Consider the following 20,481-nt stretch of genomic DNA (forward strand, 5'->3'; position numbering starts at 1 on the left):
GTTTGAGCCTTACACAGAGAATGACTTTCCGCTAAATGACAGCATCCGGCCTTCACAGCAAAAAAAGACGGTTGGCTAGACCGTCCCTAAGTTTTTTTCTTCCTCTTCACTTTTTTTAGCATCGACAGTAAAGAGCACTAGAAATAAAGAAACAATGCTGCAAAATGCCGATAGAATGAAAATAAGCCAGCTTGCATTAGACATTAACGCCGCAAACACAGGAGGACCGAGAGCTACTCCTATAAAGCGCATGCTATTGTAAAAGGAGGAAATGGTTCCGCATTGCTCACTTTTAATGCCTTCGGTTATCAGTGCATCTAAAGCAGGGAGAGCCATTCCGATCCCAATCCCGCCAAAACTTAAAAAGGCAAATAAAAAATAAAAACTGTGGTTCCACCACAAAGCAATAAACGACAGGGTTAACATAACCATTCCCGTAACAACGCAAAATTTCATGCGCCCTTTATCTTTACCGATCTTTTTGCCAGCTATAAAAGAACTGGTTGACAGAAACAAAAGTGGGATTGCCAGTAATCCGCCTTTAGCCACTCCGTCAATGGCATACTTGTTCTCCAGCGTATCTGACAAATAAAATAATACGCCGAATAACAAAAACATAATCACACACCCGATAATAAAGACCGTATAAAGCCAGCGCCCGTCCTGTTTAAAGATTTTCCGCACACTCTTGACAAACTCAGAAACCGCTGGTGCATCTTCATCTTCTTCAGGCTTAGACACCAGAAACAACACGAGCAAAAAGCTGATTAAACAGAAAAACGGAATAAACCAAAACGGTACAAACCAGTACCAGGAAGCCAGTAAAGCGCCAAGTATGGGACTCAGTACCTTCCCAGATGTGTTGGCGGTTTCAATATCGCCAAGACCGGCACTGACCTTTTCATCGTCTCCTTCAAACAAATCGCCGATAAACGGCATGACGATAGGAGCTGCACCTGCAGAACCGATGCCTTGAAGAACCCGGCCCGCCAAAATCATAGCGTAAGGATTTTTCATATAGGTGGAGGCAAAAGCAGCGACCACCCCTCCTAATCCTGCAATGAGGAGGCATGGCAGCAATATTTTTTTTCTCCCGAATCGATCTGACAGATACCCCGCAATCGGAATGCAAATAATTGCCACGACCGAATATACAGTAATGATTAAAGACACTTGAAATGAAGTCACCGACAGCTTTTTCTCCATCATCGGCAGAACGGGAATCAGCATGGAGTTCCCGAGTGTCATCACAAGCGGTACGGAAGACAATGCAATAATATTTTTCATTCCATTTTTCTCTCTCAACATTTTCACCCATTCACTTTCTTGTCATCCCTTATATGTTGCGTTAACCCGAGTGAAAGTATGTAAAAAGACAAATAAAAAAACAGACACATCACAGGCGTCCGTTTTAGAATCGTTTACGCAAAACATGAAATCTGAATTTATCCGCTCTAAAATAATTTAATGAGTAAAGCACCGGTTGATCGTGCTGATCGTAATGGGTTTGTTTTAACAGCAGGAGAGCTGTTTCCGGATCGCATTCCAGCACTGGAGAAATTGTATCATGATAACCGATCGGTTCAATATCAGTAACTGCATAGCTGATCACGGAGCCTGAATTTTTCTCAAGCAAATCAAACATAGATTCTTGCTGATGAGAAAAAGAATTCGGCAAAATATCCATCGGAATTTTGTCTATACAATACACAATCGGCTGTCCGTTAGCTGTTCTGACTCGTTCGAGGTAAAAAAGTTCTTGCCCTTCTGCCAAATGAAATCTCTTGATATCATCTTCAGACGGCATAAGCACTTGCGATGATAGAAAAATCGTGCCAGGTGTCAAATTTGCCTGTTCTATCATCTTGGTTACACTGTTCAGCTGTTCAATGCCCGAAAGAAATAACGGCTTAGAATGGACAAAAGTGCCTACACCATGCCTTCTGATAATCACATGCTCTTCTTCCAGTATCCGCAAGGCTTCTCTTAGCGTCGCTCTGCTGACACCCAGCTTTTTGGAAAGCTCAAATTCAGAAGGCAGCTTTTCCTTCTCAGTGTAGATGCCATTTTTGATATCCTCTTTAATTCGTTCAATCACTTTTAAATACAAGTGCCGATTATCAGCTTTTGTAGACATGTTTCCCCTCCGTAAACCACTTTCGATAAAAATTATTGAACAATTGGGACAACTATATCATGTTTTGTCGAAAAAATAAATAGAAAGGTTGTTAGTTTACATAATGTTATTATTAATAACTGCAGAAAACTGAACTCCCTTCATTAAGAAGAGAGCTCATCATATTTCTCTTTTGATAATAAGACTTCCCTAGGTTTGCTGCCTTCATACGGCCCAACAACGCCTCTTTCCTCCATTGCATCAATCAGGCGCGCCGCTCGCGTATAACCGATTCTGAATCTTCTTTGCAGCATTGAAACAGATGCCGTCTGCATGCCGACGATTAATTCAACAGCTTCATCATAAAGCTCATCGGTAACCTCGGAATGTGTTTCCGTTGTCTCCTCCGGAATCATTTCTTCCTGGTATTGCGCTTTCTGCTGCGTAATCACATGGTCGACGATCTTCTCCACTTCGTCATCCGACATAAATGCTCCCTGCACCCGGACGGGTTTATTAGCCCCGACAGGCAAAAACAGCATATCGCCTCGTCCGAGCAGCTTCTCAGCGCCACCCATGTCAAGAATCGTCCTTGAATCCGTCTGTGAAGAAACACTGAACGCGATTCGTGACGGAATATTCGCCTTGATGACCCCTGTGATAACGTCAACCGACGGCCGCTGTGTCGCAATAATGAGATGGATGCCGGCAGCCCGCGCCATTTGGGACAATCTCGTAATCGAATCTTCCACATCAGATGAAGCGACCATCATGAGATCGGCAAGCTCGTCCACAATCACAACGATATACGGCAGCTCCGGCTGTTTCGCTCCTTCTTCATTGTTGGCGCGCTTTATATAATCATTGTAACCTTCAATATTTCTTGTACCCGTATGAGAAAATAATTCGTACCGCCGCTCCATTTCATTGACAACTTTTTTCAAAGCCTGTGACGCTTTTTTCGGATCGGTTACGACCGGAGCAAGCAAATGCGGAATCCCGTTGTAGACATTCAGCTCTACCATTTTAGGATCGATCATCATCATTTTCACTTCATGCGGTTTCGCTCGCATCAAAATGCTTGTAATGATGCCGTTGACACAAACGCTTTTCCCGCTTCCGGTTGCGCCTGCGACCAAAAGATGGGGCATCTTGTTTAACTCAGCCAATACAGCTTCACCTGAAATATTACGGCCGAGTCCAATTAGCAGTTTCGCATCCGGTCTGTCATTTAATTTAGACTCGAGCACTTCCTTCAGTGATACCATTGCCACTTCTGCGTTCGGAACCTCTATTCCGATTGCTGATTTGCCTGGTATAGGCGCCTCAATCCTGATATCCTTCGCAGCAAGTGCAAGCGCTAAGTCATCGCTTAAATTGACAATTTTGCTAACCTTCACTCCGACATCGGGATAAACTTCATATTTGGTTACGGCCGGCCCGAGATGAACCTGTGTAACTTTCGCCTTTACGCCAAAGCTTTGGAAGGTGCGTTCGAGCTTTCTTGCATTTTCATAAATATTCTTTTTATCAGCCTGCTGGCCGGTATGCTTTGGATCAGCCAGTAAATCCAGTGACGGCATCTCGTAATCCTTATTTTCAAGCTCCGTAAAGGTCATAGGAGGAGCAGAAACAGTTTCCTGATCACCTGTCTCAGTCTGGATGTCCTGAAGCGGCTCTGATACAGGTTCAGCTCGCTTTTCTAAGACTGGAGATTCTTCATCTTCATTACGATCTGAAAAGCTTGAGATAATCGGCTCTGAATGAATAAGAGGCGATGCCGTTTCCTGGTCCTCCTCTTCATTAGAAGGCTCTGGTTCCATTTGCTGTTTTTTGCGGGCCGGCTTTTGTTTTTTGCCAGGCGCCTTCGTTTTTTTCGATGACTTCATATTTGTTTTGACGGATTTCATATCATCAATAAATGCAAGCCATTGTTCTTTTATAAAGCGGCCAATCGGGCTCATCCACTTTTTCAGCGTTTCTTGAAGAGAGCGACCTGTAACTAAAATCATTCCGATCAAAATCATGACAATCGCCATGATCTGAGAACCAGTCGACGCAAACAAAAAGTGTGAAGCCGCAAACAGCAGCGCACCGATCATCCCTCCGCCCAAATCAGGTGAAGCGGAGCTGCCATTCATGTCCATCAAAAACAATTCCCACGTGTTGCGCACCACGCTTGCGGACTCAATAGACCCTTTGTGCGTCAAATTTTTAAACAGCTGCACATGGGAAAGCAGCAATATGCTTGCGATGATGCAGTACAACCCAGCCTTTCGTCTCGTTAATAGGCTTGGCGTTTTTTTCTTCCAAAACAGCGATACGCCTAACACCAATAAACCTAACAAACATAAAATAAACCACTCTCCAGCAAAAAAGCGGAACAAGTAAATAAAGGTTTGGCCGACTACCCCAAGCTGCAGAATCGCGATAATTGAAATGGCTATACACAGCAATCCGTTGAGTTCATATTTTATATTGAGCTGTTTCGCCTGTTTTTTTCTTGATTTTCGTTTTTTCTTTGCCACACTCATCACCTTACTGCGTTAAAAAATGTAAGTTCTTACATAATGAAGAAAGCAGCCGTTTACAGGCTGCGTTTTTTCTGTAGGATTCCCCTATTATAGCATATTTTGCCCTTAAAAAAGGGGTGGATCTTATACGTTTAATTTAAGCCTTTGTCCCGGAGAAATGTCTGGGTGCAGAAAATGCATTGGATTTGTGCTCATGATTTGAATGACTTCCGCTTCATTGCCTTTCATCTCGACAAGAAGCGGCACACCTTTATACTCAATTTGCTCATGAACGCTTGTCTCCTGGTTCTGTTCCGCAAACACAATTTCCTGCGGCATCACGGTATACAGAATCATTGAATCATCCGTCCTTCTTCTGCCCTTGCTTCCTCAATGAGCTCATTCAGCTTATTGATCGCCTGTCCAACACCGCCTGTGTGATCGATCAGCCCGTATTCAACTGCATCCTTCCCGACTACATTTGTTCCGATGTCTCGTGTTAAGTTTCCTTTTGAAAACATCAGCTCTTTAAACTTCTCTTCGGTTATATTGGAATGGCTTGTCACAAATTTCACAACTCTTTCTTGCATTTTATCCAGGTATTCAAACGTTTGCGGCACACCGATGACCAGTCCGGTCAGCCGAACGGGATGAATCGTCATTGTTGCTGTTTCAGCGATATAGCTGTAATCACAGGATACTGCAATCGGAACGCCGATAGAATGCCCGCCGCCAAGCACGATAGAAACGGTCGGTTTTGATAAAGATGCGAGCATTTCTGCTATCGCAAGACCCGCTTCAACATCTCCTCCGACAGTATTTAATATAATCAGCAGGCCTTCAATTTTGGGATTCTGTTCAATTGCGACAATTTGCGGGATGACATGCTCATATTTTGTTGTTTTGTTTTGCGGAGGAAGCTGAACATGGCCTTCTATTTGTCCGATAATGGTCAGACAATGAATATTTGTATCTTGGGACAGCTGCGGGAGCGTTGTTTCCCCAAGCTGCTGTATTTTATTCATAATGCTGTCTTTCGCATCATTTTTTTCAGAACGCTCTTCTTCTGTGTTTTCCATACGATGATCCATCTCGCTTTCACCCTTTCCGAGTTTCTCTTTGTATTATGAACAAAGATACTCAATTCAATCCCGGCTTGAAAGGCAAAAAAATAAAGACCGGAGCAGCTCCGGTCTTTATTCAGACATTATACTTCCATAATGATTGGGATGATCATCGGTTTACGTTTCGTTTTTTCATATAGGAATTGGTTCAAAGCATCCCGCATTGCCTGCTTCAGCGTTGACCATTCAACATTTGATGTTTCAGTCGCTTCTGTCACGATAGAACGGACAAGCTCAGTAGCCTGTACGATAAGGCCTTCAGACTCTCTTACATAAACAAAACCGCGCGTGATAATTTCTGGTCCTGATACAAGATGTTTCTTTTGTTTATCAAGTGTAATGACAACGATTAAAATCCCGTCCTGTGAAAGTAAGCGGCGGTCTCGCAATACGATATTGCCGATATCACCGACACCTAAACCATCAATTAAAATATTGCCGTACGGAACTTTATCCCCAATTTTTACGTTTTGGCCGCGGAATTCAACGACGTCTCCTTTTTCAATTAAGAAGATATCACTGCGCTTCATGCCGATTTCTTCAGCGATTTTTGAATGAGCTTTTTGCATTCTGTATTCGCCGTTTACAGGAATTAAATATTTCGGTTTAAGCAGATTGATCATCAGCTTTAACTCTTCTTGTGAGCCGTGGCCAGATACATGGACACGCTTTTGGGCAAAGATGACTTGTGCACCGGCTCTCGCGAGAAGATCTACTGTTTTAGAATAAATGAGTTCCTGCCCAGGGATTGGTGTGGACGCAATCACAACCGTATCCCCTTCTTCAATGTTCAGCTGTTTGTGAGCTTTGTTTGCCATTCTTGTCAGGGCAGCTAACGGTTCACCTTGGCTGCCGGCTGTAATAATGGCCACTTCGCGCTTCGGATATTTCTTGACATCCTGCACAGAAATAAACAGTTCATCATCTGCTTCAATATATCCGAGCTTTCTTGCCAGCTGCAAGACAGATTGAAGATTTTTTCCGGCAACGGCAATCTTTCTGCCATTTTGAGCCGCAGCATGAATGACTTGCTGAATCCGGTTAATATTGGATGCAAAAACAGCAATAATCACCCGGTTATCTGAATTATACAGCGCGTCCGAAATTTCGCCGCTGACAGCTGCTTCCGAAGGGGTATAACCCGGACGTTCCGCATTTGCACTGTCAGAAAGCAGGGCGAGCACGCCGCTATTGCCGATCTTGGCGATCTCGCCAATGTCGCACGTTTGATTAAGTGCAGGTGTTTGGTCAAATTTGAAGTCTCCCGTGCATACAATAGATCCAAGTGATGTTTTAAAACTTACACCTACAGAATCAGGGATGCTGTGAATCGTTCTAAAGAACGATACTTTTGTCGATTCAAATGTAATGACAGATTTGGAGTGAATTTCTCTTAAATCAGTTTTTCGGTTATGTCCGTATTGTTTTAATTTTTCTCTTAACAGTGCAAGCGTCAGCTTTGTTCCGTATACTGGAACGGACAGCTTGTTTAATAAGTAAAAAACGCCGCCGATATTTTCATCGTGCCCGTGCGTTAAAAAGATTGCCTTGACGCGGTCAGCCCGTTCAATCAAATATGATATGTCAGGAATCACAACATCAATACCGAGCATTTCATTTTCTGGATGCATAAGGCCGGCATCAACAACAAATATGTCTGAGTCAATTTCGATGACATAAAGGTTCTTCCCAATTTCTCCGACACCGCCAAGGGCGATAATTCTAACGTTTTCTGTATTTTTCTTTTTCAAAATCTATATCCTCCTAGTCTCATACCCGTCCATCATCACTTGTTCCTATTATAACTGAAAGTAAATTTAGAAAACAAGATAAAGCAGAAGGTTTAGGGAAAACCAATATGTATAAGAAACGGTCAAACTCAGCTGAATGTGAGAATGACCGCGTTTGTTTCACTGTATGAAATTTTTCTTACAGTTCGCTGATCGTGCTGCTTAAGCTCAGCCGTTCATCTTCGCTTAGCGGGATAAGAGGAAGTCGCACTGATCCGACATCAAGGCCTTTCAGCTGAAGAGCTGTTTTGACAGGAGCCGGGTTAGGCGCTTTAAACAGTTCCTTCATAATCGGCAGCAGTTTCTGATGAATTAGTGCCGCATTAGCTGTTTGCCCATTCGTATAATTTTTGATCATTTGCTGCATATCAGAGCCTACAATATGGCTCGCAACTGACACAACTCCTCTTCCTCCGACTGAGAGAATAGGAAGCGTCAGGGCGTCATCCCCTGAATAGACAGAGAAGTCTTCCGGCGTTTCTGCAACAATTTTTGTAATCGCTTCTAGGTCTCCGCTCGCTTCTTTAATCGCAACCACATTCGGGATGTCTGCCGCCAAACGGATCGTCGTTTCAGGAGCGAGAGAAGCTACCGTGCGGCCCGGCACATTATACAGCATAACAGGAAGAGACGTTTCTGCCGCAATTGCTTTAAAATGCTGGTACATTCCTTCTTGAGAAGGTTTATTGTAATACGGCGTAACGAGCATAACCGCGTCTACGCCCGCTTCCTCAGCTTTTTTTGTCAGCTTAATGGAATCTTTTGTGTTGTTGCTTCCAGTACCCGCAATAACCGGCACCCTTCCGTTCACTTCTTTTACCGTATATTCAAAAAGCGCAATTTTTTCTTCAGTTGAAAGGGTTGGAGATTCTCCAGTTGTTCCCGCTACTACTAAAGAATCCGTTCCGTTTTTCAACAAGTAATCAATCAGTGTAGACAGTTTTTGAAAGTCTACGTTCCCTTTATTGTCAAAGGGTGTAATCATCGCTGTAGACACATTTCCGAAATTCATTTTTTTCACCTCATCATGATTCAATCACATTTACTTGGAAAGTTCAAACACTTCATGCAAAGCGTTTACAGCAGGTACCATATCTGCTTCATGGACGAGCACCCATATCGTCGTATGGCTGTCAGCCGACTGAAGGATCGGTATTTCTTTTTCTGAAAGAGCCGAAACAATTTTGGACGTGACACCAGGAACACCCATAATGCCCGCTCCGACCGCCGATACCTTCGCGCAATTTCTCGTTACCATTGGATCATAGCCCATATCCATTAAAATACGCTGAGCTGTTTCTGTTTTATTCCCAGCTACTGTATATACGATTTCACTAGGTGTAATGTTAAAGAAATCGACGCTGATTCCCGCATTCGCCATCGCCTTGAACACTTCAGTCTGAACGTTATACTGGCCAATTTTCGAAGGAACTTTAAACTGCGTGACATCTTTGACATGGGCAATTCCCGTAATCAGCCTTTCAAAAACATCGCTTCCGACTTTAGAAGAGTGATGTGATGTCACCAATGTGCCTTTATCTTTCGAATAAGTCGAACGGACGCGGATCGGAACCTTGGCCTGCATCGCAATTTCCACAGCCCGAGGATGAATGACCTTCGCCCCTTGATACGCCAGGTTGCAAATTTCCGTATACGTCACGACAGGGAGCGGTTTCGCATTTTCCACCACTCTCGGGTCAGCAGTCATCACACCTTCAACATCTGTGAAAATATCGATGTATTCCGCGTCAACCGCTGCTCCGAGTGCGGCTGCTGACGTATCGCTGCCCCCTCTGCCGATCGTTGTTGTATCACCCTTTTCAGTTGCACCCTGGAACCCTGCGACGACTACAGCGTCATGATTCGCAAGCACACTGAATAAACGCTCCGTTCTCATTTCAACGATTTTCGCATTGGTATGCTGATCATTTGTTAAAAAGCCAGCCTGGGCCCCTGTCAGCGCAGCTGCTTTCACACCGTTATCAAGCAGCATGCTTGTAAAGACGACAGAGGAAATGGTCTCTCCGCAAGATAAAAGCAAATCCTGCTCTCTTGGAGAAATCGCTGATTGATCGCCGTAAAGCAGCCCCAGCAAAGAATCTGTTGCATACGGGTCTCCTTTCCGGCCCATCGCTGAAACGACAACGACAACCTTATATCCTTCACTGATTGCTTCTTTAATATGCCCTAAAGCCAGTTTACGGCCTTTATCATCTTTTACAGATGTTCCGCCGAACTTTTGAACAATTATCTTCACTGTTTTCACTCCAAATTATTCGGACGTAACAGAAGAGAGCAGGCTGATAGCGCCTTACTCTCTTCTATTCGTCTTTAGGAAATTCTCTCTTTTATACGAGGTTTAGTTTTTTCAGGCTTTCTGCAATTTGAACAGAGTTCCATGCCGCGCCTTTTAATAGGTTATCAGAAACAACCCATAAATGAAAACCGTTTGCTCTGTCCAAGTCTTTGCGGATGCGGCCTACAAATACATCGTTTTTGCCGACGGCATCAGCAGGCATCGGATAAAGCTGCTGGCTTGGGTCATCCTGAAGTGTCACGCCCGGAGCTTCTTTTAATAGATTTTTAATATCTTCAACTGTAGCGTTATCACGGTCTACCTCGATGTAGACGGACTCTGAGTGCCCAGTTTGAATTGGCAGTCTCACACATGTAGCCGCTACCTGAAGGTCAGGCATGTGCATGATTTTTTTCGTTTCATTTATCATTTTCATTTCCTCAAACGTATAGCCGTTATCTTGGAATTTATCAATTTGCGGAATCGCGTTGAAGGCGATTTGATAGTGTTTTTTGTCACCTTTGACCGGCATGATCGCAGGCTCAATTTCTTCTTGATTTAAAATCGCCTGTGTTTGGCTGTAAAGCTCTTTTACAGCTTCATTTCCCGCTCCTGATACCGCCTGGTAAGTTGATACGATGACTTTATTTAAGCCGTATGCTTTGCGGATCGGTTCAAGAGCCGCCACCATTTGGATTGTAGAGCAGTTAGGATTGGCAATAATGCCGTTGTGTTCATGCAAGTCTGCCTCATTCACTTCAGGCACAACTAGCGGTGTATTTTCGTCCATACGGAATGCACTCGTATTATCTATAACAATCGCGCCGCGTTTTACAGCTTCTGGTGCCAATGCTTGTGATACGCTTCCGCCGGCGCTGAACAAAGCAATATTTACCCCTTCAAAGCTCTCAGGAGAAGCTTCCTGAACAGTCAGCTCTTGGCCTTTAAACGTGACTTTTGTCCCCGCAGAGCGTTTTGAAGATAGCAATGTAAGTGTGTCCATTTCAAAGTTTCTGTCTTCAAGTGTTTTAAGCATTTGTTGTCCTACAGCTCCTGTCGCTCCGACAACAGCTACGTGTAAACCTCTTCCCATCTGTAAAACTCCTTCCGCCAATCAGCATCATTGAATTGATTTGACTATGATTTTACGTTTTATTTTACCATAGAATATGCGGGTGATGACCGAATTTTTTAGTTTGGGAAAGATTTTCTGTAAATTTAGTCATTTCCCTGATAATTCTCAACTAGAACCGGCTGAAGCTGCTGATACACCAATGCCTTTTCAATGGTTTGCGGTAACAGATCCATTTTGGCTACCATTGAATTCGGTTTTTTAAATGGATCGTCTTGCCCGAATGGAATAAAAAAGATATTTTTTGTTGACATGAGCCTCATTAAATTTGTTCCGTTTAATCCGAGAGCATCATTTGTGGAAATGCCAAGAACGACCGGCCGATTGTTTCGGATTGTCGCTTTTGCCGCCATCAGCACCGGACTGTCCGTCATGGCATTTGCCAGCTTGCTCATTGAATTGCCTGTTAAAGGAGCAATGACCATGCAGTCAAGGGGCAGCTTCGGCCCAAGGGGCTCTGCCTTTACAATCGAATCAATGGCCTCATATCCGGTCAGGTCTTCAATTTTTTTAACCCATTCTGCTCCCTCTCCAAATCGGGTATTTGTGGACTTCACGTTAAATGTGACAACCGGACGGACTTCAGCACCTTCGTTGACCAGCGCCTCAATTTGCGGAAAAACCGCTTCATATGTGCAATGCGAGCCGGTCAGCCCAAACCCGATTCTTTTTCCTTTTAATGACGACATGCTTATTTTCCCTCCTCAGCTTGTATTTCAGCCAAAAGCTTGCTCAAGACGTTTGCGAGGATTTGTCCGGCTGTTTTAGGAGCGACAATCCCTGGAAGACCTGGGGCAAGAAGTGCTTTAATCCCCTGTTTTTCGGCATATTTAAAATCCGTTCCCCCGGGACGTGAGGCCAGATCCAATATTAAGGTTTTTGGTGTCATGCTAGAAAGTACCGTTTGATTTAAAATCATACTTGGTATGGTATTAATACAAATATCTATATCTTTTACATGCTCTTTCAGCTCATCGGTATGAAAAGGAATGAGCCCCATTTCAGTGATACGTGCCAGATGCGCTGAACTTCTTGCCCCCACTTTTACATTCGCCCCGAGCGCGGCAAATGTACGGGCAATCGTCATCCCGGTGCGCCCCAGACCTAGAACGGCCACCTTAGACCCGTGTATCGTATAATCCGTGTGCTGAATAGCCAGCATGATCGTTCCTTCTACTGTCGGAATAGAATTGTATATCGCAATGTCATCCCGCTCAAACAGCTTAACAAGTTTTCTGTTTGCTTGAGCTGCAATGTTTTCTAAATAGGCGTTAGAAATTCCTGAGAAAATGACACAGTGTGCAGGCGTTTTGTCGAGATGCTCTTGTTTTAACACAACCTCTTCATTCGAAAATACAGTCGATACGACACCTTCCCCTGTTGTCGCAGACACTGGAAGAATGATGCTGTCTATTTGCTGAAAAGGAATTTCATCAATGTTGCATTTTACTGCTCCGGTAAAACCATGATCCAATTGGTCAAAACCGACAAGAAAGATGTCAGCCTGCTGTTCAGTGAGCTTTCTTATAATTTCGAGCTGTCTTGCGTCACCGCCGATAACTGCAATTTTCAATCCGGTTAACATTCTAAACGTTCACCTTCTTTGTATATACTGGATCTCTAGTTGTTAAGCTCCCCTTCATCTTATGATCAAAAGGAAATACCGGTGAATTAAAACATGCGCTTTTTTTATATAAAAAAACATCGGCTGCCGGAGCCGATGTTTCATGTTTACTTTAGAGCCCGCATCACAGTCATTTTGGGCTTTTTTCATTTACTCTTGTCGAGGAGACATTTCCTCAGGTACGTCTAATATGATCATATCTGATCCGATCTTTTGAATATGATGCCAGGGGACACGAATGTCTTGACCGTGTTTTCTCAAACCAAACCACTTAACTGTCGGAATGAGGAGTGCTGTAATCTGGCCATCCTGTTCATTGATTTCTAAATCGGTCTGGCCAAGCACTCCCAGCCGTTCAGCTCTTTTGATGTCTACAATTTCCTTTCCTGATAATTCACTGAGCCGCATGTCTGTCACCCCCTTGTACTATGTATGTTCAAAAGGATAAAAAAATGCCTGCTCCGTTATAGGGCAGGCATTTCCTTTTAAGACGGTATATTGCCGGAAGGGCTGATGAGTGCCAATGCATAGTCATCAGTAAACAATTGTCTGGCAAGACCGTTGACACGCTCTAAGTTCACGGCGTTTAATTCATTGATGATCTCATCTAATGTTTTATGTTTGCCGAGCAGCAGTTCATTTTTCCCGTTTCGGCTCATTTTGCTGTTTGTGCTCTCTAAGCTCAGCATCAAGCTTCCCTTCATTTGCTCTTTGCTGTTTTCCAGCTCTTTCGAGGTAATGCCGTCGCGTTTTAATGTCGCAAGGGTTTCTTGAATTGTTTCTGACAGCTGCTGAAGCTGATTTGCACCGGTTCCGCCATAAATGGTAAGCATTCCGCTGTCCTCATAAGAGCTGTGATAGCTGTAAACAGAGTAAGCGAGGCCTTTATCTTCGCGGACATCTTGGAACAGCCGGCTGCTCATACTGCCTCCGAGCACATTATTCAGGACGATTAAATCATAAATGCGTTCATGGCCAACCTCAAGGCCTTTAAATCCAAGGCACAAATGAGCCTGCTCTGTTTCTTTTTTTCTTGTCAGTTTTTCCGTGTAGAACTCGGGTTTCTCAAGACCTGTCGCTTTGCCCTTCGCCTCGTATGACCCGAACCATTTTTCTACATCTTTGATAAAACTGTCAGATATATTGCCCGCTACCGAAATCACCACTCTGTCCGGTGTATAATAATCATGCATGTATTGTCTGAGAGAGTCACCATTGAAAGAAGCAAGCGTTTCTTCCGTGCCAAGAATTGGGTAGCCTAAAGAATGATTGCCGTAAGTGGCTTTGCTCAGTAAATCATGCACAATGTCGTCCGGCGCATCTTCGTACATTTTAATTTCTTCATATACTACATTTTTTTCTTTTTTCAGCTCGTTTTCATCAAATGTTGAATGAAAGAACATATCTGCTAATACGTCCAGCGCGTAATTCGCATGCTCGTCAAGCACCTTTGCATAGTAGCAGGTATATTCCTTTGAGGTAAACGCATTGACCTGACCGCCAATACGATCAAAAGATTCTGCTATCTCGCGTGCAGATCTTGTGCTCGTCCCTTTAAAGAACATGTGCTCTAAAAAGTGAGAAATCCCGTTTATCTCCGGCGTTTCGTGCCGCGAACCTGTGCCGATCCACACGCCGATCGCAACAGAACGGACTGTCGGGTTATTTTCCAGCACAACTCTTACACCATTTTGACACGTATATCGTTTTATCAAATTTGTTCCTCCTATTCAAAGACAAGCTGCCTGCATCTGTTACTTCAACAGTCTGGTTTCATCCATTAGTTCAGTGACTGTTCCAAGCGCGTATCCTTTATCTTTTATCTTTGTAATCAGCGCTTCAAGACTTTCCGCCGTGGGTTCGGTCGGATGCATTAAAATCATGGCACCATTATGTATCTTGCTTAACACTCTCGTTTGGAGTACAGAAGGAGCCGGTTTTTGCCAATCAATCGTATCAACTGTCCACATTACTGTTCCCATCTGTTTCTCAGCTGCAATGTCGACAACCGCTTTTCTGAAACTTCCGCTCGGCGGAGCGAACCACTTCGGCTTATGGCCGATTGTTTGTTCTATTTGCTCATTTGTCTTGTCAAGCTGCTCGGAAATTCTTCCTGTAGTCAGTTTGCTCATATCCGGATGATTGTATGAATGATTTCCGATTTCATGTCCGTCTTCTGCAATCTTCTTAGCGAGCTGTTCATTGTTTCTCACCCAATTGCCTTCTAAAAAGAACGTAGCCTTGACTTGGTGCTTTTGCAGAATAGGGAGCATTTTTTCCAAATACTCATTTCCCCATGCCACATTAATTAAAAAAGCCACCATCGGTTTATCAGGATTTCCTTTATAAATAGGCTCAGGCTGAAGAGACTCAAGATGAACGCTTGGTTTTACTTGGCTGTATACCAGATCGTTTTCGCGAAACTCGCCGTGCTTTTTCATTTTTTTATATGATTTTTCAATATTGACCTTCAATCCATTATAGCCGGGAATGCTTTTCCACACTTTATCTATTCTGGCATCCTGGGGCTTGACTTCGTACTCTGGCGCTTTTTGAAGCAATTCTTCATATAACGGGTCTTTGGACGCCGTGACAGTTACCGTATCTTTTTTCATTGCCCCTATATAATCAAGTGCGTACGGATTTTTCATCATCTCAAATGAGACAAAAAAAAGAAATAGAAAAACGGCAAACGGTACAAATTTTTTGTACATGTTCTGTCCCCCCTCACCTCACATTATGAAGGAGAAGGACAAGGTAGAACCCGCCTGCGCTTTAAAAGCTTCAAAATAAAGAAGCCGGGTCTCCCAGGCTCCTTTTATGTTTTCATTTAAGATTGTTGTTCTTCTTTTTCTTTCTCTTCACGGAGCACCGCTTTACGAGACAAATTGACTCGTCCTTGTTTATCAATTTCAGTGACCTTGACAAGAATTTCGTCTCCGATTTTTACAACATCTTCAACTTTTCCTACGCGTTCAAGCGCAAGCTCTGAAATGTGCACCAAACCGTCTTTTCCGCTGAAAATTTCAACGAAAGCCCCGAATTTTTCGATTCGTTTTACTTTACCTAAGTAAAGCTGGCCAACTTCAACTTCTCTGACAAGGTCTTCGATGATTTTTTTCGCTTTTTGGTTGCTGCTTTCATCTGTTGAAGAAATAAAGATTGTGCCGTCCTGCTCAATATCAATTTTAACACCGGTTTCTTCGATGATCTTATTGATTTGTTTTCCGCTTGGCCCGATGACATCGCGGATTTTATCAGGATTAATGGCCATTGTTAAAATCTTAGGCGCATATCGAGAAAGCTCTTTTCTTGATTCGCTTAATGTCGCAAGCATGCTGTTAAGGATTTCCATTCTCCCTTTTTTCGCCTGCTGTAGCGCTTCTTCAAGAATCTCTCTGGAAAGGCCTTCGATTTTAATGTCCATTTGCAGCGCCGTTACGCCTTTTTCAGTCCCAGCTACTTTAAAGTCCATGTCTCCAAGCGCATCTTCCATGCCTTGAATGTCAGTCAGAACAGTGTAATGTTCGCCTGATTTGACGAGGCCCATCGCGATACCAGCAACTGGAGCTTTAATCGGTACACCGGCATCCATCATTGCAAGTGTGCTTGCGCAAATACTTGCTTGAGACGTAGAGCCGTTTGATTCAAGCACTTCTGATACAAGACGGACAGTGTAAGGGAAATCTTTTTCAGACGGAATAACTGGCTCAAGCGCACGCTCACCCAGTGCTCCGTGTCCGATTTCACGGCGTCCCGGTCCACGCATCGGTCCTGTTTCCCCAACGCTGAATTGCGGGAAGTTGTAGTGATGCATAAACCGTTTCGACTCTTCTACACCTAAGCCGTCAAGGATTTGCACATCTCCCAGAGCACCTAACGTACATACGCTGAGAGCCTGAGTTTGTCCCCTTGTAAACAGACCTGATCCGTGCGTTCTTGGCAAGAGGCCAACCTCTGAAGAAAGCGGGCGGATTTGATCGACACCGCGGCCGTCCGGTCTTACTTTTTCTTCAGTAATCAGGCGGCGCACTTCATTTTTCACCATCTTGGATAAAATCTGCTTCACTTGCTTGATTGTGTCTTCATCATGCTCTTCATCCTCGAATTTTGCCACAACTGCATTTTTCACTTCATTAATGGCATCTTCGCGGGCATGCTTTTCATGAACTTGGATGGCTTTCAGCAGATCGTCTTCTGCTAAAGCTTTTACTTTTTCACTAAGCTCTTCATCAACTTCATAGAGCGTAATTTCTGATTTCTCTTTGCCGACTGCTGCAACAATTTCTTCTTGGAATGCAATCAGGCGTTTAATCTCTTCATGGCCGAACATAATGGCTTCAAGCATGGTTTCCTCAGGAACCTCGTCCGCTCCCGCTTCTACCATGTTAATGGCATCTTTCGTGCCGGCAACGACAAGATTGATGTCGCTTTTCTCAAGCTGATCGACTGTTGGATTAATGATAAATTGATCATCAATGCGTCCGACAGTTACCCCTGCAATCGGTCCTTCAAACGGAATATCCGATACAGAAAGAGCAAGAGATGAACCGAACATAGCAGCCATTTCAGAAGAGCAGTCTTGGTCAACACTCATGACAATGCTGATGACTTGAACTTCATTACGGAATCCATCTGCAAACAAAGGACGGATCGGACGGTCGATTAAACGGCTGGCAAGAACCGCTTTTTCACTTGGGCGTCCTTCTCTTTTAATAAATCCGCCCGGAATTTTTCCTACCGCATATAATCTTTCCTCATAGTTTACAGTAAGCGGGAAGAAATCAAGCGGTTTTGGTTCTTTTGAAGCGGTTGCTGTACTAAGCACTGCTGTATCACCGTAGCGGATCATCACAGCACCGTTTGCCTGTTTGGCAAGCTGGCCGGTTTCAACTGTAAGCGTTCTTCCGGCCCAATCTATGGTAAAGACATGTTTTTCTTGTCCCATACGATTACGAACTCCTCTCTTCGTTGTGTGAAATAATCAATTACTCCTATTATGAACGAAATGAATTGAACATATCAATGTCAAAGTAGTATGTAAAAGGATTTCAATGATTTGTTATAAGAAATTTCGCTTTAATACGATAAAAAAGCGGGAATCCTCCCGCTTTTTACGATTATCGACGTAAGCCTAGTTTGTTAATTAACTCACGGTAACGAGTTACGTCTTTATTACGTAGATACGTAAGAAGATTACGACGCTTACCTACCATTTTAAGAAGACCGCGACGTGAATGGTGGTCTTTCTTGTGAGTACGTAAATGCTCGTTCAAGTTGTTAATTGAGTCAGTTAGGATAGCGATCTGAACTTCTGGAGATCCAGTATCAGATTCGTGTGTTTTGAACTCGCTGATGAGTTGGTTTTTACGCTCTTGAGTAATTGCCATCCTGTTTCACCTCCAAATCATATTTAGCCCCAGTTACCTAGCAACCGTTGGTGACTTCGGATTGCCAAGCAATGGTTTTAAGACTACGAAAACTATCATACTAAAAATCGGGCCTATATGCAAATATTTTAGAATAAAATTTGTGTGCGTTGCATGTTATTTCCGCAGATTGCTGAAATAACGGATGGCTTCCTGCTTATCTTTCTCAATTTGCTCTGTTAATTCTTTGATGCCATTGAATTTTCGCTCGCTCCGAATCCGTTTATACCATTCGATCTTTATAGCGGCTCCGTATACCTCCTGATCGAAATCAAACAGATTGACTTCAATTGAAGGCTGCTCCGGACGTTTTTCATAAAACGTCGGCTTATAGCCGATATTGCAAACGCCATTGTAGACTTCGCCGTTCACTTCCGCTTTTACGGCATATACACCCGTCGGCGGAACGATATAGCTGTTATTTAAACCGACATTTGCTGTCGGAAACCCGATGGTCCGCCCTCTTTTATCACCGTGAATGACAACTCCTTTAATAAAATAAGGCTGTCCGAGCAAGACATTCGCCAATTCAACGTCTCCGTTTTGAAGCGCGGTACGGATATACGAGGAACTGATTTTTTTATCCTGCTCCGTTAATTTTTCTACCATTGTGCACTCAGCTTTTCCTTCTAAATCATGCGGCATGGTCTCCATTGTTCCCTTGCCGTATTTCCCGTACGTAAAGTCAAAGCCCGCCACTGCGTGCTGCACATTAAGGCCGATAATATACTGGTCTGCAAACTGCTTAGGAGAAAGAGAAGCAAATACTTCATTAAATTTAACGACATACAGAATCTCTGTGCCTAATTGTTCAATTTGGTTTATTTTATCTTCCAGAGGCGTAATCAGATCCTTTGGCTCCTGATCCCTGCCCAATACATGAGAAGGATGAGGATGAAAGGTCATCACAGCTAATGCCAAGCCCTTTTCTTCAGCTATTTGCTTCGCTGTGCCGATTACCTTTTGATGTCCAAGATGAACGCCGTCAAAATACCCTAACGCCATCACAGACTTTGCCTGCTCCTCTTTGATTAAATGATGAGGATGTGTAATATGTATCGTCTTCACAGAACGGTCACCTTTTTTCTATTGTTCGCTTTTTTGCATCAATACTTTTGCCGGCTTTAACAGCCCATTTTTTGTAGGATGGGGGAAATAGATCGCCAAACAGCTTCCGGATTCAGTAAAGACGGCAATGCGGTCTTCGCTTGTCATTTCAGAAAACTGCTCGGGCGTCTCAAGCAAAGCCCCATTTTCTACTTTCTTAGCTAATGTATCACTTATGATCCATTTCGGCAAATGATTGAGCGCACGTTCAATAGGAACTGTATGCTCTCCCACGGTTCCGGACTGGACCTGTGCTTCCAGTTCTTCAAAGGTAAAGCATTCGTCAAGAGAAAAGTCTCCGGATGCCGTACGGATTAAATGAGACATATGAGCCGGAAATCCGAGCTTTTCTCCGATCATGACCGCCAGCGTCCTTACATAGGTCCCTTTGGAGCATGTCACTGTAAATCGGAAGCTTGCGGTTTCTCCGTTATGTTTAATCTCTGTAGTCAGGGCAATGTCTTCAATGGTAATCATGCGTTTCGGACGTTCTACTTCAATGCCTGCTCTTGCGTACTCGTATAATTTTTTGCCGTTTACTTTTACAGCGGAATACATGGGAGGAATTTGTTCCTGTTTACCCTTTAAACTGTTTAACACCTTTTCTACATCGGCTTTATCAATATCTTGACTGACAGGCTTTGTTTCAACTGTTTCTCCGGTTTGATCCTCTGTTGTCGTTGAAAAGCCAAGTGTTATTTCCGCATCATACGTTTTAGACTTTTCAGTTAAATATTCGACAATTTTTGTCGCCCTTCCCACACAAATCGGAAGCACGCCTGACACTTCTGGATCGAGCGTTCCCGTATGCCCTACTTTTTTTGTATTTAACAGTTTTCGGATCTTCATGACACAGTCATGCGATGTCATGCCAACTGGTTTATGTAAAAGGAGAACTCCGTTAACCATTTGTCCTTTCACTCCTTCTTTTGAGCTTTTCTCTTTAAAACGCAGAAAAGAGGACAGACGATATACGCCTATCCTCTCCATTTTTATTCAGATGGTTTCTCTGAATGTATTTCGTGAATCAATGTTTCGATACGATTTCCGTAATCGATTGATTCATCGAACTCAAATTCAATTTCAGGCGTTTTTCGAAGTCTGATACGGCTGCCAATTTCGGATCGGATAAATCCTTTCGCTTTAGCCAGCCCTTTCAGCGCTTCCTCCCGTTTTTTCTCGTCACCGAGAACCGAGATATACACCTTTGCAATTTGCAAATCACCTGATACACGTACATCCGTTACTGTCAGAAAACCAATTCTCGGGTCTTTCAGCTTGCGGCTGATAATATCACCGAGTTCTTTTTTCATTTGCTCGCCGACACGGTTTGCTCTCATACTCAATTCA

At 43.5% G+C, this 20,481-nt stretch carries 19 protein-coding genes; all 19 read right to left on the reverse strand.

Features of this window, described 5'->3' with window-relative positions:
* Nucleotides 1-75: 75 nt before the first annotated feature.
* Complete coding sequence (gene bcbE / locus KHQ79_RS09825; protein ID WP_133487443.1) at nucleotides 76-1,287, reverse strand: bacillibactin exporter BcbE; 1,212 nt, start codon at nucleotides 1,285-1,287, stop codon at nucleotides 76-78.
* A 124-nt stretch (nucleotides 1,288-1,411) separates the two neighbouring features.
* The gene (locus KHQ79_RS09830; protein ID WP_003238458.1) at nucleotides 1,412-2,137 is read right to left on the reverse strand and encodes a GntR family transcriptional regulator; all 726 of its coding nucleotides are present in this window, start codon (nucleotides 2,135-2,137) and stop codon (nucleotides 1,412-1,414) included.
* Between the two features lie 143 nt (nucleotides 2,138-2,280).
* Nucleotides 2,281-4,644 (reverse strand): DNA translocase SpoIIIE, encoded by a 2,364-nt coding sequence (gene spoIIIE / locus KHQ79_RS09835; protein WP_225515010.1) that lies wholly within the window; start codon nucleotides 4,642-4,644, stop codon nucleotides 2,281-2,283.
* A gap of 129 nt (nucleotides 4,645-4,773) precedes the next feature.
* Nucleotides 4,774-4,986: a YlzJ-like family protein gene (locus KHQ79_RS09840; protein ID WP_003238462.1), complete on the reverse strand. Its 213-nt coding sequence runs from the start codon at nucleotides 4,984-4,986 to the stop codon at nucleotides 4,774-4,776.
* Nucleotides 4,983-5,720: a translocation-enhancing protein TepA gene (gene tepA / locus KHQ79_RS09845; RefSeq protein ID WP_003238463.1), complete on the reverse strand. Its 738-nt coding sequence runs from the start codon at nucleotides 5,718-5,720 to the stop codon at nucleotides 4,983-4,985. Before tepA ends, KHQ79_RS09840 begins: the two co-directional genes overlap by 4 nt.
* A gap of 116 nt (nucleotides 5,721-5,836) precedes the next feature.
* Nucleotides 5,837-7,504 carry a ribonuclease J2 gene (gene rnjB, locus KHQ79_RS09850; protein WP_019258427.1) on the reverse strand — a complete coding sequence of 556 codons (1,668 nt, stop codon included), beginning with the start codon at nucleotides 7,502-7,504 and terminating at the stop codon, nucleotides 5,837-5,839.
* Between the two features lie 178 nt (nucleotides 7,505-7,682).
* Complete coding sequence (gene dapA / locus KHQ79_RS09855; protein ID WP_003238467.1) at nucleotides 7,683-8,555, reverse strand: 4-hydroxy-tetrahydrodipicolinate synthase; 873 nt, start codon at nucleotides 8,553-8,555, stop codon at nucleotides 7,683-7,685.
* A 30-nt stretch (nucleotides 8,556-8,585) separates the two neighbouring features.
* The gene (gene dapG, locus KHQ79_RS09860) at nucleotides 8,586-9,800 is read right to left on the reverse strand and encodes an aspartate kinase (RefSeq protein WP_225515012.1); all 1,215 of its coding nucleotides are present in this window, start codon (nucleotides 9,798-9,800) and stop codon (nucleotides 8,586-8,588) included.
* Between the two features lie 91 nt (nucleotides 9,801-9,891).
* The gene (gene asd / locus KHQ79_RS09865) at nucleotides 9,892-10,932 is read right to left on the reverse strand and encodes an aspartate-semialdehyde dehydrogenase (RefSeq protein ID WP_019258426.1); all 1,041 of its coding nucleotides are present in this window, start codon (nucleotides 10,930-10,932) and stop codon (nucleotides 9,892-9,894) included.
* Between the two features lie 125 nt (nucleotides 10,933-11,057).
* Nucleotides 11,058-11,660, reverse strand: a complete 603-nt coding sequence (gene dpaB / locus KHQ79_RS09870; protein ID WP_003238472.1) for a dipicolinate synthase subunit B — start codon at nucleotides 11,658-11,660, stop codon at nucleotides 11,058-11,060.
* A gap of 2 nt (nucleotides 11,661-11,662) precedes the next feature.
* The gene (gene dpaA, locus KHQ79_RS09875; RefSeq protein WP_225515014.1) at nucleotides 11,663-12,556 is read right to left on the reverse strand and encodes a dipicolinic acid synthetase subunit A; all 894 of its coding nucleotides are present in this window, start codon (nucleotides 12,554-12,556) and stop codon (nucleotides 11,663-11,665) included.
* 189 nt (nucleotides 12,557-12,745) lie between these two features.
* Nucleotides 12,746-13,003, reverse strand: coding sequence for a YlmC/YmxH family sporulation protein (locus KHQ79_RS09880; protein WP_003238478.1), 258 nt, complete (start codon nucleotides 13,001-13,003; stop codon nucleotides 12,746-12,748).
* A gap of 77 nt (nucleotides 13,004-13,080) precedes the next feature.
* Nucleotides 13,081-14,310, reverse strand: coding sequence for a M16 family metallopeptidase (locus tag KHQ79_RS09885; RefSeq protein WP_225515016.1), 1,230 nt, complete (start codon nucleotides 14,308-14,310; stop codon nucleotides 13,081-13,083).
* 39 nt (nucleotides 14,311-14,349) lie between these two features.
* Nucleotides 14,350-15,309, reverse strand: a complete 960-nt coding sequence (locus KHQ79_RS09890) for a polysaccharide deacetylase family protein (RefSeq protein ID WP_019258424.1) — start codon at nucleotides 15,307-15,309, stop codon at nucleotides 14,350-14,352.
* Between the two features lie 116 nt (nucleotides 15,310-15,425).
* Nucleotides 15,426-17,543: a polyribonucleotide nucleotidyltransferase gene (gene pnp / locus KHQ79_RS09895; protein WP_019258423.1), complete on the reverse strand. Its 2,118-nt coding sequence runs from the start codon at nucleotides 17,541-17,543 to the stop codon at nucleotides 15,426-15,428.
* Between the two features lie 172 nt (nucleotides 17,544-17,715).
* Entirely contained in the window at nucleotides 17,716-17,985 is a 270-nt protein-coding gene (gene rpsO / locus KHQ79_RS09900) for a 30S ribosomal protein S15 (RefSeq protein WP_003154182.1), read from the reverse strand.
* A 156-nt stretch (nucleotides 17,986-18,141) separates the two neighbouring features.
* A complete protein-coding gene (gene ribF, locus KHQ79_RS09905; RefSeq protein ID WP_225515018.1) occupies nucleotides 18,142-19,092 on the reverse strand; it encodes a bifunctional riboflavin kinase/FAD synthetase in 951 nt (316 codons plus the stop codon).
* 18 nt (nucleotides 19,093-19,110) lie between these two features.
* Complete coding sequence (truB, locus tag KHQ79_RS09910) at nucleotides 19,111-20,040, reverse strand: tRNA pseudouridine(55) synthase TruB (RefSeq protein WP_225515019.1); 930 nt, start codon at nucleotides 20,038-20,040, stop codon at nucleotides 19,111-19,113.
* An 83-nt stretch (nucleotides 20,041-20,123) separates the two neighbouring features.
* On the reverse strand, nucleotides 20,124-20,477 hold the full coding sequence (gene rbfA, locus KHQ79_RS09915; protein WP_019258420.1) for a 30S ribosome-binding factor RbfA: 354 nt from the start codon (nucleotides 20,475-20,477) through the stop codon (nucleotides 20,124-20,126).
* Between the last annotated feature and the right edge of the window lie 4 nt (nucleotides 20,478-20,481).

Source organism: Bacillus sp. TSO22 (assembly GCF_020223595.1).
Lineage (GTDB): Bacteria > Bacillota > Bacilli > Bacillales > Bacillaceae > Bacillus > Bacillus inaquosorum.

Excerpts from the sequence above, each read along its gene's own strand:
- bcbE (WP_133487443.1), bottom strand. The coding sequence starts at position 1,287 with ATGAAAAATATTATTGCATTGTCTTCCGTACCGCTTGTGATGACACTC.
- KHQ79_RS09830 (WP_003238458.1), bottom strand. The coding sequence starts at position 2,137 with ATGTCTACAAAAGCTGATAATCGGCACTTGTATTTAAAAGTGATTGAA.
- KHQ79_RS09840 (WP_003238462.1), bottom strand. The coding sequence starts at position 4,986 with ATGATTCTGTATACCGTGATGCCGCAGGAAATTGTGTTTGCGGAACAG.
- tepA (WP_003238463.1), bottom strand. The coding sequence starts at position 5,720 with ATGGATCATCGTATGGAAAACACAGAAGAAGAGCGTTCTGAAAAAAAT.
- dapA (WP_003238467.1), bottom strand. The coding sequence starts at position 8,555 with ATGAATTTCGGAAATGTGTCTACAGCGATGATTACACCCTTTGACAAT.
- asd (WP_019258426.1), bottom strand. The coding sequence starts at position 10,932 with ATGGGAAGAGGTTTACACGTAGCTGTTGTCGGAGCGACAGGAGCTGTA.
- dpaB (WP_003238472.1), bottom strand. The coding sequence starts at position 11,660 with ATGTCGTCATTAAAAGGAAAAAGAATCGGGTTTGGGCTGACCGGCTCG.
- dpaA (WP_225515014.1), bottom strand. The coding sequence starts at position 12,556 with ATGTTAACCGGATTGAAAATTGCAGTTATCGGCGGTGACGCAAGACAG.
- KHQ79_RS09880 (WP_003238478.1), bottom strand. The coding sequence starts at position 13,003 with ATGCGGCTCAGTGAATTATCAGGAAAGGAAATTGTAGACATCAAAAGA.
- KHQ79_RS09890 (WP_019258424.1), bottom strand. The coding sequence starts at position 15,309 with ATGTACAAAAAATTTGTACCGTTTGCCGTTTTTCTATTTCTTTTTTTT.
- pnp (WP_019258423.1), bottom strand. The coding sequence starts at position 17,543 with ATGGGACAAGAAAAACATGTCTTTACCATAGATTGGGCCGGAAGAACG.
- rpsO (WP_003154182.1), bottom strand. The coding sequence starts at position 17,985 with ATGGCAATTACTCAAGAGCGTAAAAACCAACTCATCAGCGAGTTCAAA.
- truB (WP_225515019.1), bottom strand. The coding sequence starts at position 20,040 with ATGGTTAACGGAGTTCTCCTTTTACATAAACCAGTTGGCATGACATCG.